The sequence below is a fragment of the Desulfovibrio intestinalis genome (assembly GCF_014202345.1).
Lineage (GTDB): Bacteria > Desulfobacterota > Desulfovibrionia > Desulfovibrionales > Desulfovibrionaceae > Desulfovibrio > Desulfovibrio intestinalis.
In genome coordinates, this window is the sequence record NZ_JACHGO010000005.1 from 111,304 (window position 1) to 126,037 (window position 14,734).

The window sequence follows — 14,734 nt, forward strand, 5'->3', positions numbered from 1 at the left end:
GAAACTAAATAGGCGGCAGCATGCCCTTGAGCATGCCTTGACCTGTTGATTCAAGTACTGCCCGCCAAAGATCCGAGTAAATGTTGAGCTTACGGCGTTTGCGCGTGACCAATTCCAGAGGCAGGTGCACATAGCGGTCTTGGATTTTGCCCACCACCATGTCTGTGCGGCCAGCCATAGCGGCATGCACGGCGTATTGCCCCAAAAAGCCGCAATAGACCTTATCGTTGGCATTGGCCGGAATGGAACGGATAATATAGCTCGGATCTATGTACTTTATGGAGTGGGCCATGCCGCGTGCATCAAGGTAGGTGTTAACAGATTGGCGCAGCAGTTCGGATATGTCTCCCAGCACAGGATTGCCCGAGGCATCCGTGCCGCTCTGTTCTGCCAGCAGATGCTGGCCAGCGCCTTCGGCTGCCACAATAACGGCGTGTCCGCGTGCTTTCAGGCGTTCTTCAAGTGCGGGCAGCAGTCCTCCTTCACCGTCAAGGGTAAACGGCGCTTCGGGAATGAGCACAAAATTCACTTCTTTCAACGCCAGGGCGGCGCGCGCGGCAATAAATCCCGATTCGCGTCCCATAAGTTTTACGATGCCAATGCCGTTGGGTACGCCACAGGCCTCGGTATGAGCGCATTCAATGGCTTCAGTGGCCTTGAAGACAGCGGTTTCAAAACCAAAGGACTGGGGAATGAAGTTAATGTCATTATCAATGGTTTTGGGAATGCCGAGAACGGAAATTTTTAGGTTACGAGCCTGTACTTCATTGCTGATGGCCCGTGCGGCCTTCATTGTGCCGTCACCGCCAATGACAAAGAGTGCATTGACGTTGCTGCGTTCCAGCGTATCCACAATTTCTTCGGCAGACTGCGGTCCCCGTGAAGAACCAAGCATGGTGCCGCCAAAGCGGTGAATGTCTGCCACGCCCTTGGGAGTCAACTCTTGAAGTGTGTGCCCGTATTTGGGAATAAAACCTTCAAGGCCGTATGGAATACCCAAGATGGAAGGCACATTATAGGCATGAAAGGCTTCCATAACAATGGCACGGATAACGTCATTGATGCCCGGGCAGAGTCCGCCGCAGGTGACAATGGCGCATTTGGCCCGAGTAGTGTCAAAGTACAGCTTGCGGCGCGGCCCTGCGGCCTCAAAACATACACTGAACGGCTGACCCGCATCTTCAGTCAACTCTTCATCCACGAATATTTGTATGGATTTGTCATCGGCCCATGTGCGGTAGGGCAGATTTGAGTCCAACTTGCAGGGGCCAAGGGTGCGGATGTCCGTTTGCATTGTGCATTCGTTATTCATGAGGCCCTCGCGTTCTGTTATTTGCTCAATCCAAGTTCTTCGGCATAGGCGCGCATGGCTTCAATGGACAAAGCCAGAAATTCGTCAAGCTCCAACCCTGCCTCGGCACACTGGCGTATATTTTCACGGCTGACACTGGCTGCAAAGGCCTTGTCTTTCATCTTTTTTTTGATGCTCTTCACTTCCATACCATCAATGCCAGTAGGCCGCATGAGAGCCGCAGCACTGATAAGGCCTGTAACGCTTTCACCACAGCGCAAGGCGTAATCAAAGCGGCTTTCGGGCTGGGCACCGTTCATCTCGGCAGCATGAGCACGAATGGCGGCAAGAGCGGCTTCAGGCAACTTGCCAGACAGTTGCTCTGCACTGTCCAGTCCGTGCCTCTGCGGATTTTCTGACGTGGTAGGGTAGTCGAGATCGTGGAGCAAACCCGTAAGGGCCCATACGTTTTCGTCTTCGTTCAGACGATGCGCCAAATCGCGCATAATGGCTTCGGTAGCCAGTGCATGCTGCATGAGCGAGGGCGGAGTTTCGTGGTCAGCCAAAAGTTTTAAAGCTTCGTCTCTTTGTATCATGGTATTGGCTCCTATATCTTCATCAAAGTAAATCAGAGCACGGGTGAAGGCAAGTCAGGTTGGGGCTACCCCATGATTGGGTGCGCTGCGCGAATCGTTTTATTCCTTCTGCCCTTGTGCTTCTGCCCCTTTGGGGCATAAGTTTGTTAAGGCCGTGACAAGCTGCATTAAGATGTTTGCACGACAATGAGCCGTTATTTTATTGTTGCTTTATGGCAAATCTCAGGCTTCAAGCGCCCACAATCGGCCTTATTCGGGCTTGAGCTGTTGACAGCAGGCTTTTTATGGCCGAAAAGAATTTTTTCAGAAATCGTCTCACAAGGTTTTGCACTGTGACCTCTATGCCCATATATGGCCTGCGTTTTCGCGCGCTTGGCCAGACAAGCTATTATAGTGGCCCTCCTGGTCTTGAACCTGGGCAGCATGTGCTTATCGAAGCTGAACAGGGGCATGCCCTGGCTCTTATTGTTTCTGGCCCGGCCCATAATCTGCCGGGGCAGGAGAGTGAACCGCTGCCTTCAATCCTGCGGCTGGCAAGCCCCGACGACGTTACGCGCGGCGAGGCTAACGAGCAGTTGAGCAAAGAAGCTCAGGTGTTTTGCCGGCAGTGCATCCGCCAGCGTGATCTGGACATGAAGCTTGTGGATGTGGAAGTTTTTTTTGACCGCAGCAAACTCATTTTTTACTTCACAGCGCCCTCGCGCATAGATTTTCGCGATCTTGTCAAAGATCTGGTGCGTGAATACCGCGCCCGCATTGAGCTGCGCCAGATTGGTGTGCGTCACGAAACGCAGATGGTCGGCGCTGTGGGCAACTGCGGCATGGTTTGCTGCTGCCGTAGGTACCTGCGCAAATTTGCGCCTGTGACCATTCGTATGGCCAAGGAGCAAAACCTTTTCCTGAACCCGGCCAAAATTTCCGGCATCTGCGGTCGCCTGCTGTGCTGCCTTTCGTATGAGCAGGACAACTACGACCATTTCCATAAGAATTGTCCTCGGCTTGGCAAAAAATACCAGACCGACAGAGGCCCAATGAAGGTGCTGCGGGCCAATATGTTCCGCAACTCGCTGGCTGTGCTCACCGAAACAAATGAAGAAGTTGAACTGACACTCGAAGAGTGGCAGGCACTTTCGCCACATCGGCCAGAATCCGTGCAGTGCGTTCAAAACCAGCCGCGGCAAGCGCCCAAGCCGCAGATTGGCGACGGCTTGCTGGTGGTTTCTGCCGCGCCTGACACCCTTGATCATCTTGATACGATGGATGAACTTTTTTCGCCGGATGCCCCCGCGAATGCTGATAATAGTCGGCAAGAAGGCAACGGTCGTGCCCATAGCCACAACGCTGACCACGGCGACAGTGGTGAAGCGCACGGCCCCGACGGGCAGGGCGAATCAGGCAAGCCCCGGCGCAAAAGGCGTCGGAAACCGCATAGTAAACCAGAGAATCAATAGCCAAATCAAGATTACGGAGCCTTGAGTGAACACCTTTTTCATCACAACGCCTATTTACTACGTCAATGCCAAGCCGCATCTTGGACATGCCTATACCACTGTTGTAGCTGATGCTATGGCCCGTTTTCACAAGCTGATGGGTCAGGACACGCTCTTTCTCACAGGTACGGACGAACACGGCGACAAGATCGTGCAGGCTGCCGAAAAAGAAGGTAAATCGCCCAAGGAATTTGTGGATGACATCAGCGCCCGGTTTCAGTCGCTGTGGCCCAAGCTGGATGTTGCCAATGACCGTTTCGTGCGCACTACCGATGAGGCGCACAAAGCTTCGGTGCAGGCTTTTTTACAGAAAGTTTATGATGCCGGAGACATCTACTTTGGCGAGTTCGGCGGCCACTACTGCTACGGTTGTGAACGGTTCTACACTGAAAAAGAGCTGGAAAACGGCCTTTGTCCCCAGCATATGGTCAAGCCGGAATTCATCAGCGAAAAGAACTATTTCTTCCGCATGTCCAAGTATCTGCCGTGGCTCAAGGAGCATATCGAGCAGAACCCGTCATTCATCAGGCCGGAACGCTACCGCTCGGAAGTTCTGGCCATGCTGGAATCCGGTGCTCTGGACGACCTGTGCATATCCCGTCCCAAATCGCGCCTGACCTGGGGCATTGAGCTGCCTTTTGACAAAGACTATGTGTGCTATGTCTGGTTTGACGCCCTCATCAACTATATTAGCGCGCTCAACTGGCCTGATGGCAAAGACTTTGAACACTTCTGGCCGGGCGAGCATCTGGTAGCCAAGGATATTCTCAAGCCCCACGCCGTGTTCTGGCCCACCATGCTCAAGGCTGCGGGCCTGCCCCAGTACAAGCATCTCAATGTTCACGGCTACTGGCTTGTGCGCGACACCAAGATGTCAAAATCGCTGGGTAACGTTGTTGAACCTGAAGCCACAAGCCAGCGCTACGGGGCGGATGCTTTCCGTTACTTCCTGCTGCGTGAAATGCATTTCGGTTCTGACGCCAGCTTTAGTGACGACTCGATGGTTGGCCGCATCAATGCCGACCTTGCCAATGACCTTGGCAACCTGTTCAGCCGCGTACTTTCAATGACTGCCAAATATTTCGGCAGCCGTATTCCGGCTCCCAAAAGCTTTAATGAAGCGGATGAGGCCATCATTGAGTTGACCTCAACGGCCATGCGTAACTTCAGCCAGCTTTTCGGCAACGTGCAGTTTGCGCAGGGGCTTGAATCCTTGTGGGAACTGGTGCGCGCCCTGAACAAGTATGTGGACAGCCAGGCCCCCTGGTCCTTGCACAAGCAGGGCGATATGGAACGGCTTGCTACCGTTATGTATGTGCTTTTATCTGCCATGCGCAAAACGGCCCTGTGCCTGTGGCCTGTCATGCCCGTAGCCTGCAGCAAGATGCTGGAACAGCTTGGGCAGTCTGTTGAAGCCAACATGCCTCCTGTAAAGGCTCTGGAAGCTGAAATGGACCATTTTGACGGACTCGTGCCTGGCACGATGGTAGCTGAAGCCTCAAACCTGTTCCCGCGCATTGAAGTAAAAAAAGATTCGGATGAAGCGGAAAAAGCCAAGGCCGCCAAGGCAGAAAAGAAAGCTGCCAAGCAGCAGGCTGCGGCAAAAAGTCCGGCTCAGACTGCCCCCGCGGGCGCAGAGCCTGCAGACACCGCGGCGGGCAAGCCGAACATAGACTTTGATCACTTCAAGGCGGTAGATATGCGCGTAGGCACTGTGCTGATTGCTGAAAAGCATCCCAATGCCGACCGCATTTTGCGTCTGGAAATTGATTTTGGCGAAGGGCAGCCCCGCCAGATTCTTTCTGGCCTGGCCGAACATTATACCCCGGAGGCTATGGTGGGTAAACGCGTTTGCGCCGTGCTCAACCTTGAGCCACGCAAAATTCGCGGTCTCATGTCGCACGGTATGGTGCTCACAGCTGGAAACGATTCGGCTCTGACCCTGCTTGGCCTGGACGCAGAAGTGCCGAACGGCAGCGAAATAGCCTAGTAAATTGACACGGCGGCGGGTTGGTTAGTCCGCCTTGCCGCCGTTTTTCTGGAACAGACGCTCCAGAGACATAGCATCCAGTGGTGTGAGATTGAAGCGCATGCCTGTTTCATCCAGCAGGGTAGCCAGGCTTTTACCGGAATTTCGGTTCAGCTCTTCTGTCAGATAGGCAGCAGCTTTGCGCACCAGCTCACTTTGCGGCATGATGGTATTCATTGGATACGTCCTTTTTTTCACCAATAGCTGTTTGACCGTTTTTTGGCAATAACGGAACATCAATACGCGAATATACCGCGCCAGTTTCGGGCATCACGCTCAAGACAGAGCCTCGCCTTATGGCGCGCACATAGAGGCCATTTTATATGGATAACTTGCTCACTGCCCTGATTCTGAGCATTGTTGAGGGACTGACAGAATTTTTGCCGGTATCTTCATCCGGGCACCTTATTCTTGTTGGCGACCTGCTCGGCTTTGTAGGTGAAAAGGCAGCCACGTTTGACGTTGTTATTCAGCTTGGGGCCATTCTTGCCGTTGTGGTGCTTTACTGGAAGCGTTTTTGGGGCCTTGTGCGGCCTCAGCCTTATGTGCGCTTTGCTGGCATGCGCGGCATTACGCTGCTTATTCTTACGTCGCTGCCAGCCTGCGTACTTGGCTTGCTGCTGCACTCCTACATCAAGGAATACCTGTTCCGCCCGTCCACCGTGCTTATTGCCCTGGTCGTGGGTGCCCTGTGCATGATTTTTGTTGAAAAGCGCAAGTTCAAGACCACCTGCATCAGCCTTGACGACATGACGCCCAAACTGGCGTTGGGTATAGGCTGCTTCCAGTGCCTTGCCCTCTGGCCCGGATTTTCGCGCTCTGCGGCGACCATTATGGGCGGTATGCTTTTGGGAGCCAAAAGACCTTTGGCGGCGGAGTATTCCTTTATCGCGGCTGTGCCCATTATGGTGGCGGCCACAGGCTACGACCTGCTGAAAAATCTGAGCATGTTCACCTCCGCCGACATTCCTTTCTTTCTGGTGGGCATGATTGGTTCTTTTGTGTCGGCTTTGCTGGCTGTTAAGATTTTTGTGGCTCTGGTGGGGCGTATGACTCTGGTTCCCTTTGCCATTTATCGGCTGCTGATCGCGCCCTTTGTGTATTATTTTATGGTGAACTGAGCCTCGCAGCAGGAGGCCATCATTGCGATGGAATACCCTGGCGGGTACGAGTTTAAGCGCCCGCATGTCGCTCATAATAGTTTAAATTTATTAGCACTATTTAGAATATGAGCGGCGCGCGCCTTAGATTTTTTGGATGCATCTTCTCAACGATAATCTGCTCTGGCTGTCGCCTTGCGCAGCATGAAAATTGATAGGGTGCAGGGTGTTGGAAAAATTTTACTTGCCAAGCTTGTGCAAATCTTATATTTAGATCGTCGCGCTGCCTGAGGGCAGTACACGGCAAGGTAGCTCAGTTGGTTAGAGCATGCGGTTCATACCCGCAGTGTCGGGGGTTCAAATCCCTCCCTTGCTACCAAGTAGTATAGGCGCTTGAAAATGAGTGCCAAAAATAAAAGGCGCTTATGCATCGATGTGTACTGAAAAGTGCGCAGAAGGCATAAGCGCCTCGTTTTTTATTCCTGCTCGGCAGTTCAGTTATCCAACGATGCTATTTCCCCATGGGTAAGACTGGCCGCTCAATTGCGGCTCCTGCCACAGGATCAGGATTCTTAGCCGTACGGTTTGACTCATAAGGCCACAGAGGAGAATTTAATGGATAGTTCCGTTTCAAGGCGCACCTTCATTAAAGCGGGCGCGGTCACGCTCTGGACAGTGGCCATGACAGGCACAGGAATTTTTGCCAATGCGCAGGAAGGCTCTACCGTATATTTTACCAAGGATATCAGCTCAAGCGGGCTGACAAAAATTTATGAGCATCTTATGCAGGGCCGCGCATTGCCGGGCAAGGTAGCGGTGAAGCTGCATTCCGGCGAGCCGGGGGGGCACAATTATCCTGCGCCTGCGTTGATTAAAGACCTTGTGCAGTCTGTGGATGGAACGATTGTAGAGTGCAATACCGCCTATTCTGGCAAGCGCTTTAACACTGCCGACCACCTTGTGGCCCTAAAGGATCACGGCTTTATGGATATTGCCCCGGTAGACGTTATGGACGAAAATGGCTCCATCAGTCTGCCGTTTTCACGAGGCAAAAATATTACGGAAAATTTCGTTGGCGCAAACTTTGCTAAGTATGATTCCTTTCTGATTTTGTCGCACTTCAAGGGGCATGCGATGGGCGGCTTTGGCGGCGCTATTAAAAATGTGTCCATCGGCATTGCTTCCGGCGAAGGAAAAATGTGGATCCACACTGCTGGAGGCAGCCGAACGCTTGGTAACTTCAGCCGCTGTTACAAGACGAAGAAAGAGCTATTTTTGGAGTCAATGGCAGAAGCGGCGGGTTCAGTGATTGAAAAGCTGGGCACAGACAGAATCGTGTATGTCAGTCTGATGAACAATCTGTCTATTGATTGCGATTGCGACAGCCACCCGCCCCCCCCAGAATTGGACGATATTGGCATTCTGGCGTCCTTTGACCCTGTGGCCTTGGACCGGGCCTGCGTTGACCTCATTTACGCCGCAGACAGCGAAAAGAGCGCCTCATTGCGCAAACGTATTGAATCCCGCAATGGGGTGCATGCGCTCGATCATGCCGAATCGCTTGGGATTGGCCGTCAGCAATATACGCTTGTGGGCATTGACGCCTAGACGCGCCTTCGGCCTCTGCCCAGCGCGGTAAGGCTGAATGCTAGGCGCGACACGCTATATGTGGCGCGGTGATGGGCGGGCAGGGTGTTTTTCTGCTGCCTTTTGCGCAGACGCGGTGTTCATAAAGGCCGCCAGGCCAAAATACATGCGCTGCTATGGGGTGAGCGCAACTGCTGATTGTTGATCTTGCACGATCAGCTTTTAGCTGTGCGCACTATAGTATTTAATTGGGGGCAATCGCGCACTGGATTATTCACAAGTAATAAACCTGCGATAGTGTCAGTGGCCTAAGAAATTGCTGAATTTTATATAGAATATATCTGATACAGAAAAAATTGTTCTACTATCAGATGCAATAATAAGCATTTTTTATATTTGCATATTTAGACTTAATCCTTTTTTCATGATACACCCCACGGCTAAATGAAATAAGGAGAGACAAACATGCGTTCACTTGTTTTTACTTTTGCTTTGGCAACAGCGTTAATTACCACAGGCTGCCTAAAAAATTCACCTATTAATGATTTGCTTGGCCCCAGCTCAGACAAGGTGGCGGCAGCCCCAATGGCCCAGGTTTCGGACTTTGTTACGACCTATAAAGAAAACAGCGTCAAGGCCAACAAGGAATACGCTGGAAGATGGGTCAAAATTACCGGAAAAGTCGCTGCCATAAGCAAAATAAAAGGAATAATCGACGGTCGTATCTACTATCTTGTCGATCTGAATGACAAGGACGGCAAAGTTTCAGAAAGAATTGTCTGCCGGTTTAACTTCAACAAGCAGGATGAAGTGGCCGAGCTTAAACAGGGCTCCATTGTTGTCTTTTATGGGCGTATTGACGACCTGAGCAACATTACCCACAAGGATCAGCATTTGCCGATGATAATCGATAGCCAGATTGTGCATTGATTATAATTCAAAATAGATAGTAAGAAGAGGCCTCAAGCGGGCCTCTTTTTTTTGAAGATTTTTCAGGGGTTCACTAAAAGTATTTTGTGGTGGCATGCAGAGGAAACAAGCCGTGCGCCCGCCAGCAGAGCAGGGGCCATTGAGGAGTAGTAAATACCAGTGAGCGCCCAATTTTATACTATTGATGGCGAAGCGCTTGTGCGCTGTCGCCTGCTTTACGATATGGAAATTCTGCGCACCAGCTCTTCTGCAAGCATTCGGGTTGGGAGTTGCCGCAACACCTTTTCTTTGGCTTTGTAATCTGCCTCTTCATCCTCCGTTTTATACAGCGGCCGTATGGGAGAAAAAGAAACAAAAAGCGGGCCGTTGCCAGTTAATATCCATTCCGGGTTGGCACAGTTAAGCCGCATGAGAACAATCAGCCAATTGGCCGGGATACTTCCGCGCCGCTTCGCATCAGAAATGGAAGACTGTTTGACGCCTAGCAGGTCAGCCAGCTCTACCTGGGTTCTTTTGCCAGTAATAAGCTTTATGCGCCCCATTTGTTCGTCAAAATTTTGATTATCCACCCGCCCCTCACAATATTTGATTATCATCACGACCTACCATTGATAGTCAATCGAACTACAATAGTGGGTCAATTTTGTAAAGGGGCGCTGTATCCAGATGGCATGAAGAAGAACTTTGATGAAGATAAATTGGCGAAAACTTTCATGCCTGCGGTAATTCGAAGGTATCGTGATGCTGCTGGCTTGTCACAGCAAGAACTTGCAGATCAGGTCGGCATTTCCAAGAGCTACATATCCTCACTGGAACTCGGCTACAGAGCGCCCAACCTGAATCTGCTGGTGAAAATTGCCCAAAGTTTAGGCGTAGCGCCAGGAGAAATGGTTGACGCAATGGTTGCTGATGCAGAAAAATCTTGTGATTATTGATAAAAAATCAGTTGCGACTGATTTATAGGTTTACAGACGGGGCAGTTCAGGGTAGTTATCTCTTTCGTGTCGGGATGTAGCGCAGCCTGGGAGCGCACTTGAATGGGGTTCAAGGGGTCGAAGGTTCAAATCCTTTCATCCCGACCAGAGATTTGAAGGGAATTCATGGAAACATGAATTCCCTTTTTTCACTATAACTCTGAAACACGCTTGAATGGCATTCAAGAGGTCAAGACTTCAATTCTCTTCAGCTCCGCCATGTAGGTAATTAAAACCCCCGACCATTTTTCAATGATCGGGGGTTTTTGGTGTGCCTTGGTTGGGGATTGCCCACAGCAGAGAAGATCAAGTGAGTTTGAGATTGAAATAATATCCTATAATTATTAATAGCAGAACATTAAAAGCTAAATTTAGCACGGAGTACACCATGCACCTACTTAATACCGTCTCATTACTGACACCAGATGGATATTTTTATAAGGCTGAAAACTGTCACGGTGGACTTTTGCCTGGTAGCGCTGTGAACATAGCCCCTCCAAAACTTAAGCCCTATGAATCAGCCAGAATCAATGAAGCAAAAAATGATTGGATTATTGAGGAAGACCTTAACGGATTACATGCTCCTGCCTTTGATTTTAATGAAGTGGATCAGGAGTCTTTTATTTTTGATGATAGGTTTTATACGCATATTCCAGACGTTAAATACTCCTTAGCAACACTTAGAGCATTGTCACGACATGCTGTTCACAGAGTTCGAACAAAAAATGGTGATAGATTTTTCAATTTTCGCGGAATGGAAACACAAAATCGCTTGATTTATCTTAATAATAACCTAAATATAATTGCCAAAGAAACTGTTGCTGCATATAATTTTTTATATAATTCCACTGGAGTACCATGCGATAATTATCTGAATATTCTTTCGAAAACAAAGTTTGGAATAGAACAGTCAATATATTGCATGAAATTGTCTTTTGATTACCTTATCCAAATAGCATCTTATTTCCTTTTCAAAAAACGAAAATTAGATTCACTAGGCGCATTTTTGAAACTTTTGGGGAAAAACAACGATAATGCCCTAAAAGTAAAAGAATTAATATTCAGCCGCTATACAGATAAGAATTTTAATTTTTTAAAATTTTTGAATGGCATTGCAAACTGCTACAAGCATTCATACCTCCAAGCATTTGCAGATTGCCTTCATGGGAAAGGAGTTCCTAGCGTTATAACTGTCCACTTGGAAAAAAACGACGTTATAACTGTTTCAAATGGTCAATATCTGCAACTTATCTATGGTTTTCATGTTAGTATGGCTGAATCTATGAGTTCAATAAAAGATACGCTATCAGAGGACATACGCTGTTACTTTGAACAGAGGGAAAATGACCCAATGGGTTTTATCTAATTTCCTTGATCTTTTCTGCTGTGGGCAATCCCCAACTAAGCACCCAAAACCCCCGAACTCTATGTGATGATCGGGGGGTTTTAAACTTTCTGGTGGAGCTGGACAGGATTGAACTGACGGCCTCTTCAATGACATTTAAGTGCGCTAAACGAGAAAAGGGAATTCATGTTTCCATGAATTCCCTTCAAATCTCTGGTCGGGATGAAAGGATTTGAACCTTCGACCCCTTGAACCCCATTCAAGTGCGCTCCCAGGCTGCGCTACATCCCGACGCGAGAGAGATAACTACGCTGAACCACCTGGTGTGTCAACACATTTTCTAAACTATTTTTTGCGAATCAAGGCTAACCCCACCAATGGCGGCAGATACAGCCTAATATCGCCTTCCTGCCGATCTGGCAGCGGGGTTGTAAAATGCTCCGTTACCTGGGCCTCTGCATCAAGGTTGCCGTGCCCGCCAAAGCGTTTTTCGTCAGAACTCATCATCTCCACGTACTTGCCGGGGGTTACGGCAAACGTCAGGGCTTTTTGCGCTTCAAGTTCATGAAAATTAAATACAAAAAGTAATTGCCCGCGTTCAAAGGCCAGCAGGCGTTTTTCTTCATGAATAAAACGAAAAACTGGCTTCTGGCAAAAGCTCTCAAGGTGAGGGCGAACAAGCTCAAGCATCTGCGTTTTGTCCCAGGCGGCCAGCAGGCTGTACCTGAGTTCGGGGGCATCAGCCAAATGCCACTGCCTGTGGGCGTAAGCCTCTGCGTCCAGCCATTCGGGATGCCCGAACTCATTACCCATAAAGTTCAGATACCCCGCATCTGCCGTTGCCAGCGTGATGAACCGCATGAGCCGATAAAAAGCAAGCCCACGCGACACATGCCAATTATCAGTAGCAACAGACATGTGGCTGTACATGCGATTACCAAGCAGCCGCCATATCATTGCATCCTCGCCATTGATGCACTGGTCGTGGCACTCCACATAGCTGATGGTGCGGTCATACGGGCGGTAATTCGTCATTTCGTACCACAGGCTGCCCATGTCGCGTGGTTCTTCAATGCATTTGGCCCAATAGTCCGGTATGCCCATAGCAAAGCGGTAGTCAAAACCCAGCCCGCCGTCTTCCGGCTGGCAGGTCAGGCCGGGCATGCCTGAAAATTCCTCGGCAATGGAAAGGGCAGAGGGGTAAAGCTCGTGGATAAGCGTGTTAGCCATGCACAGGTACAACTCGCCCTTCTCATTGGTGCGCGGCAGGCCCACTTTGTCATAAAAGCAATGACTGACATGAATGAAATCGTCATCCTTGCCGTGATCGCGATACAGAATGTTGCCCACAGCATCAAAGCGGAACCCATCAACCCTGAACTCTTCAAGCCAGTAGCGGCAGTTGGAAAGCAGAAAGCGGCGTGCCATTTCTTGACAGAAATCAAAAGAGGGCGTTCCCCACTGATTAAACTGATCGGTGAAAAAATAACTGCTTCCGTCATACTGCGCCAAACCCTGCTCTGTATTGGGGCAGGCGTGCCCATGTGGAATGTCGAGCACAACCGCAAGGCCAAGTCCGTGCGCTGCGTCAACCAGAGCCTTGAATTCGTCTGGCGTGCCGTAGCGTGAAGACGGGGCAAAGTAACTGCTGACCTGATACCCGAAGGAGCGGTACAGGGGATGCTCAAGAATGCCCATAAGCTGCACCACTGTGTAGCCGCGTTCACGGATGAGGGGCAGAATATGGTGAGTAAAATTGGCGTAACTGCCCACACTGTCTGCGCTGTGGTGCAGGGCTGGCTGCGCCATGCCCACATGCACCTCATAAATGCGTGGAAAGGACTCCACACGAGGCCTGCGGTGCTTGAAACGGAATGGCTCTTCCGGCTGCCAGAGGCGGGCGCACCATTGCCCAGGCATGGTCTGGTCCTGCTCAACCCAACGGGCGAAGGCGGGTACTCTGCGCAAGGCACGGCCCTGGGCGTCGTCGCCCGTGACTGCATCGGCCTGAACTCGCAGCTCCATATATGTGCCGTGCTGCAAGGCATCGTGCGGTAAGGTGAGTTCAAAAAAACCGTCATTGTCGCGTTGGTATTGATAGCGTGCATGACGCTGAAAATTGAGTTTGTCTGTGGTCAGCCATACCGCGCTTGCATTGGGCATGTATTCACGCAGACGCCATACGGGCTTTCCTGAGGCGTCTTTGGCCTCATGTACCCCAAGGGTGGCGTGCAGATCGGCATACGACCGCAAAGATCCATAGAGGCCATTTATACGCTCTATTTCAGCTTTGAATCTGTCGCTTCTTGCGAGCAGGAAGGAACGGTAGGACTCCAGCTCTGGGTCCTGCAAGGGATTTTGTGGAATTTGTTGGGTCATGGCGGCCTCCACGGACTGGTTCGCCCAGGGAGAGGGGGCGCAGGCGCGTCATGCAAGCGAAACCGCCCGGCAGACAAGGCTGCCGGGCGGAAAAAGGTATTCTAGCTGTGTGCGTGCCACTGCTTGCCAGAAAGGGTGGCAAGGCAGTCTATAAGGGCCTGAGTGCCCTGGTCACCCTGGCCTCTGGCCTGCATGCTGCGGTACAACTGTTCAGCCAAGCCTATGCCGGGCAGCACAATCTGCATGCGGCGGCATTCATCGAGGCAAAGGCCGAGGTCTTTAATGAAGTGATTGATGAAAAAGCCAGGGTCAAAGTCCTGCTTGAGAATGCGGCGGCCAAGGGTATCCATCGCCTTGCTGCCAGCAGCGCCCTGCACCACCAGCTCCAGCCATTTGGCTACATCCAGACCTGCTTCCTGCGCAAAAAAGCAGGATTCGCATACGCTGAACATGACGCCAGAAATGGCTACCTGATTGGCGAGTTTGGCTTTCTGGCCAAAACCAGCCGCACCGCAGTGCAAAATGCTTTTGCCCATTACGTTGAAGCAGGGCTCAAGCTTTTCATAGCCTTCTTTATCGCCACCAACAAAAATAGAAAGGGTGGCGTTACGGGCGCCGATGTCGCCGCCAGTAACCGGGGCGTCCATAGCAACGCAGCCCTGCTGAAGGGCGGCAACGGCAATGCGCTCGGCAAGAACTGGGCTGGAGGTGCTCATGTCGCAAACAAGACCGCCGGAAGCCAGACCCTGCAATACGCCATTTTCACCAAGAATCACGCTTTCCACATCGCGGGGGTAGCTCACAATGGTAAAGACCACATCAGAATTGGCCGCTACTTCACGCGGGGTATCAGCCCACTGAGCACCCTTGGCAAGCAGTGGGTCGGCCTTGGCGCGGGTGCGGTTGTATACGGTCAGGGGATAGCCTGCGGCCTGCAGGTGACCCGCCATCGACAATCCCATAACGCCTGTGCCAATCCATCCAATGCGCATTTTGTCAGCCATAAAAAACTC

At 50.9% G+C, this 14,734-nt stretch carries 13 protein-coding genes and 3 tRNA genes; 9 read left to right on the forward strand and 7 right to left on the reverse strand.

Going from position 1 to position 14,734, the window contains the following annotated elements; all coding sequences use genetic code 11:
- Positions 1–4: 4 nt before the first annotated feature.
- On the reverse strand, positions 5–1,312 hold the full coding sequence (locus tag HNQ38_RS08895; protein WP_183719576.1) for an ATP-dependent 6-phosphofructokinase: 1,308 nt from the start codon (positions 1,310–1,312) through the stop codon (positions 5–7).
- A gap of 17 nt (positions 1,313–1,329) precedes the next feature.
- The gene (locus HNQ38_RS08900; protein ID WP_183719578.1) at positions 1,330–1,887 is read right to left on the reverse strand and encodes an HD domain-containing protein; all 558 of its coding nucleotides are present in this window, start codon (positions 1,885–1,887) and stop codon (positions 1,330–1,332) included.
- Between the two features lie 341 nt (positions 1,888–2,228).
- Here HNQ38_RS08900 and HNQ38_RS08905 point away from each other — a divergent pair, with 341 nt between their 5' ends.
- Together HNQ38_RS08905 and metG are read left to right on the forward strand one after the other, a co-directional pair.
- On the forward strand, positions 2,229–3,338 hold the full coding sequence (locus tag HNQ38_RS08905; protein ID WP_183719580.1) for a PSP1 domain-containing protein: 1,110 nt from the start codon (positions 2,229–2,231) through the stop codon (positions 3,336–3,338).
- A gap of 25 nt (positions 3,339–3,363) precedes the next feature.
- Positions 3,364–5,367 (forward strand): methionine--tRNA ligase, encoded by a 2,004-nt coding sequence (gene metG, locus HNQ38_RS08910; RefSeq protein ID WP_183719582.1) that lies wholly within the window; start codon positions 3,364–3,366, stop codon positions 5,365–5,367.
- A 24-nt stretch (positions 5,368–5,391) separates the two neighbouring features.
- Here metG and HNQ38_RS08915 read toward each other — a convergent pair whose 3' ends face one another.
- Entirely contained in the window at positions 5,392–5,583 is a 192-nt protein-coding gene (locus tag HNQ38_RS08915) for a hypothetical protein (RefSeq protein WP_183719584.1), read from the reverse strand.
- Between the two features lie 146 nt (positions 5,584–5,729).
- On the opposite strand from HNQ38_RS08915, the gene HNQ38_RS08920 reads away from it, so the two are divergent.
- The 4 genes from HNQ38_RS08920 (at position 5,730) to HNQ38_RS08935 (ending at position 9,023) form a co-directional block, all read left to right on the forward strand.
- The gene (locus HNQ38_RS08920; protein ID WP_183719586.1) at positions 5,730–6,527 is read left to right on the forward strand and encodes an undecaprenyl-diphosphate phosphatase; all 798 of its coding nucleotides are present in this window, start codon (positions 5,730–5,732) and stop codon (positions 6,525–6,527) included.
- Between the two features lie 281 nt (positions 6,528–6,808).
- A tRNA-Met gene (locus tag HNQ38_RS08925) sits at positions 6,809–6,885 on the forward strand.
- A 236-nt stretch (positions 6,886–7,121) separates the two neighbouring features.
- Positions 7,122–8,114, forward strand: a complete 993-nt coding sequence (locus HNQ38_RS08930; RefSeq protein ID WP_183719588.1) for a DUF362 domain-containing protein — start codon at positions 7,122–7,124, stop codon at positions 8,112–8,114.
- A gap of 444 nt (positions 8,115–8,558) precedes the next feature.
- Positions 8,559–9,023, forward strand: a complete 465-nt coding sequence (locus tag HNQ38_RS08935; RefSeq protein ID WP_183719590.1) for an OB-fold protein — start codon at positions 8,559–8,561, stop codon at positions 9,021–9,023.
- Positions 9,024–9,238: 215 nt separating this feature from the next.
- On the opposite strand, the gene HNQ38_RS08940 is transcribed toward HNQ38_RS08935, so the two are convergent.
- Positions 9,239–9,592 (reverse strand): helix-turn-helix domain-containing protein, encoded by a 354-nt coding sequence (locus HNQ38_RS08940; protein WP_343060144.1) that lies wholly within the window; start codon positions 9,590–9,592, stop codon positions 9,239–9,241.
- Between the two features lie 102 nt (positions 9,593–9,694).
- Here HNQ38_RS08940 and HNQ38_RS08945 point away from each other — a divergent pair, with 102 nt between their 5' ends.
- The 3 genes from HNQ38_RS08945 to HNQ38_RS08955 all read left to right on the forward strand — a co-directional run bounded on the left by HNQ38_RS08945 (position 9,695) and on the right by HNQ38_RS08955 (position 11,363).
- Positions 9,695–9,958, forward strand: a complete 264-nt coding sequence (locus HNQ38_RS08945) for a helix-turn-helix domain-containing protein (protein ID WP_183719594.1) — start codon at positions 9,695–9,697, stop codon at positions 9,956–9,958.
- A 70-nt stretch (positions 9,959–10,028) separates the two neighbouring features.
- Positions 10,029–10,105 (forward strand) — tRNA-Pro (locus HNQ38_RS08950).
- A 280-nt stretch (positions 10,106–10,385) separates the two neighbouring features.
- Positions 10,386–11,363, forward strand: coding sequence for a hypothetical protein (locus HNQ38_RS08955; protein ID WP_183719596.1), 978 nt, complete (start codon positions 10,386–10,388; stop codon positions 11,361–11,363).
- Between the two features lie 193 nt (positions 11,364–11,556).
- On the opposite strand, the gene HNQ38_RS08960 is transcribed toward HNQ38_RS08955, so the two are convergent.
- The 3 genes from HNQ38_RS08960 to HNQ38_RS08970 form a co-directional block, all read right to left on the reverse strand.
- A tRNA-Pro gene (locus HNQ38_RS08960) sits at positions 11,557–11,633 on the reverse strand.
- A gap of 54 nt (positions 11,634–11,687) precedes the next feature.
- Positions 11,688–13,721: an alpha amylase C-terminal domain-containing protein gene (locus HNQ38_RS08965; protein WP_183719598.1), complete on the reverse strand. Its 2,034-nt coding sequence runs from the start codon at positions 13,719–13,721 to the stop codon at positions 11,688–11,690.
- A gap of 101 nt (positions 13,722–13,822) precedes the next feature.
- Positions 13,823–14,725, reverse strand: a complete 903-nt coding sequence (locus HNQ38_RS08970) for an NAD(P)-dependent oxidoreductase (protein ID WP_183719600.1) — start codon at positions 14,723–14,725, stop codon at positions 13,823–13,825.
- Positions 14,726–14,734: the final 9 nt, after the last annotated feature.

Excerpts from the sequence above, each read along its gene's own strand:
- HNQ38_RS08895 (WP_183719576.1), bottom strand. The coding sequence starts at position 1,312 with ATGAATAACGAATGCACAATGCAAACGGACATCCGCACCCTTGGCCCC.
- HNQ38_RS08900 (WP_183719578.1), bottom strand. The coding sequence starts at position 1,887 with ATGATACAAAGAGACGAAGCTTTAAAACTTTTGGCTGACCACGAAACT.
- HNQ38_RS08905 (WP_183719580.1), top strand. The coding sequence starts at position 2,229 with ATGCCCATATATGGCCTGCGTTTTCGCGCGCTTGGCCAGACAAGCTAT.
- HNQ38_RS08915 (WP_183719584.1), bottom strand. The coding sequence starts at position 5,583 with ATGAATACCATCATGCCGCAAAGTGAGCTGGTGCGCAAAGCTGCTGCC.
- HNQ38_RS08920 (WP_183719586.1), top strand. The coding sequence starts at position 5,730 with ATGGATAACTTGCTCACTGCCCTGATTCTGAGCATTGTTGAGGGACTG.
- HNQ38_RS08930 (WP_183719588.1), top strand. The coding sequence starts at position 7,122 with ATGGATAGTTCCGTTTCAAGGCGCACCTTCATTAAAGCGGGCGCGGTC.
- HNQ38_RS08935 (WP_183719590.1), top strand. The coding sequence starts at position 8,559 with ATGCGTTCACTTGTTTTTACTTTTGCTTTGGCAACAGCGTTAATTACC.
- HNQ38_RS08945 (WP_183719594.1), top strand. The coding sequence starts at position 9,695 with ATGAAGAAGAACTTTGATGAAGATAAATTGGCGAAAACTTTCATGCCT.
- HNQ38_RS08955 (WP_183719596.1), top strand. The coding sequence starts at position 10,386 with ATGCACCTACTTAATACCGTCTCATTACTGACACCAGATGGATATTTT.
- HNQ38_RS08965 (WP_183719598.1), bottom strand. The coding sequence starts at position 13,721 with ATGACCCAACAAATTCCACAAAATCCCTTGCAGGACCCAGAGCTGGAG.
- HNQ38_RS08970 (WP_183719600.1), bottom strand. The coding sequence starts at position 14,725 with ATGGCTGACAAAATGCGCATTGGATGGATTGGCACAGGCGTTATGGGA.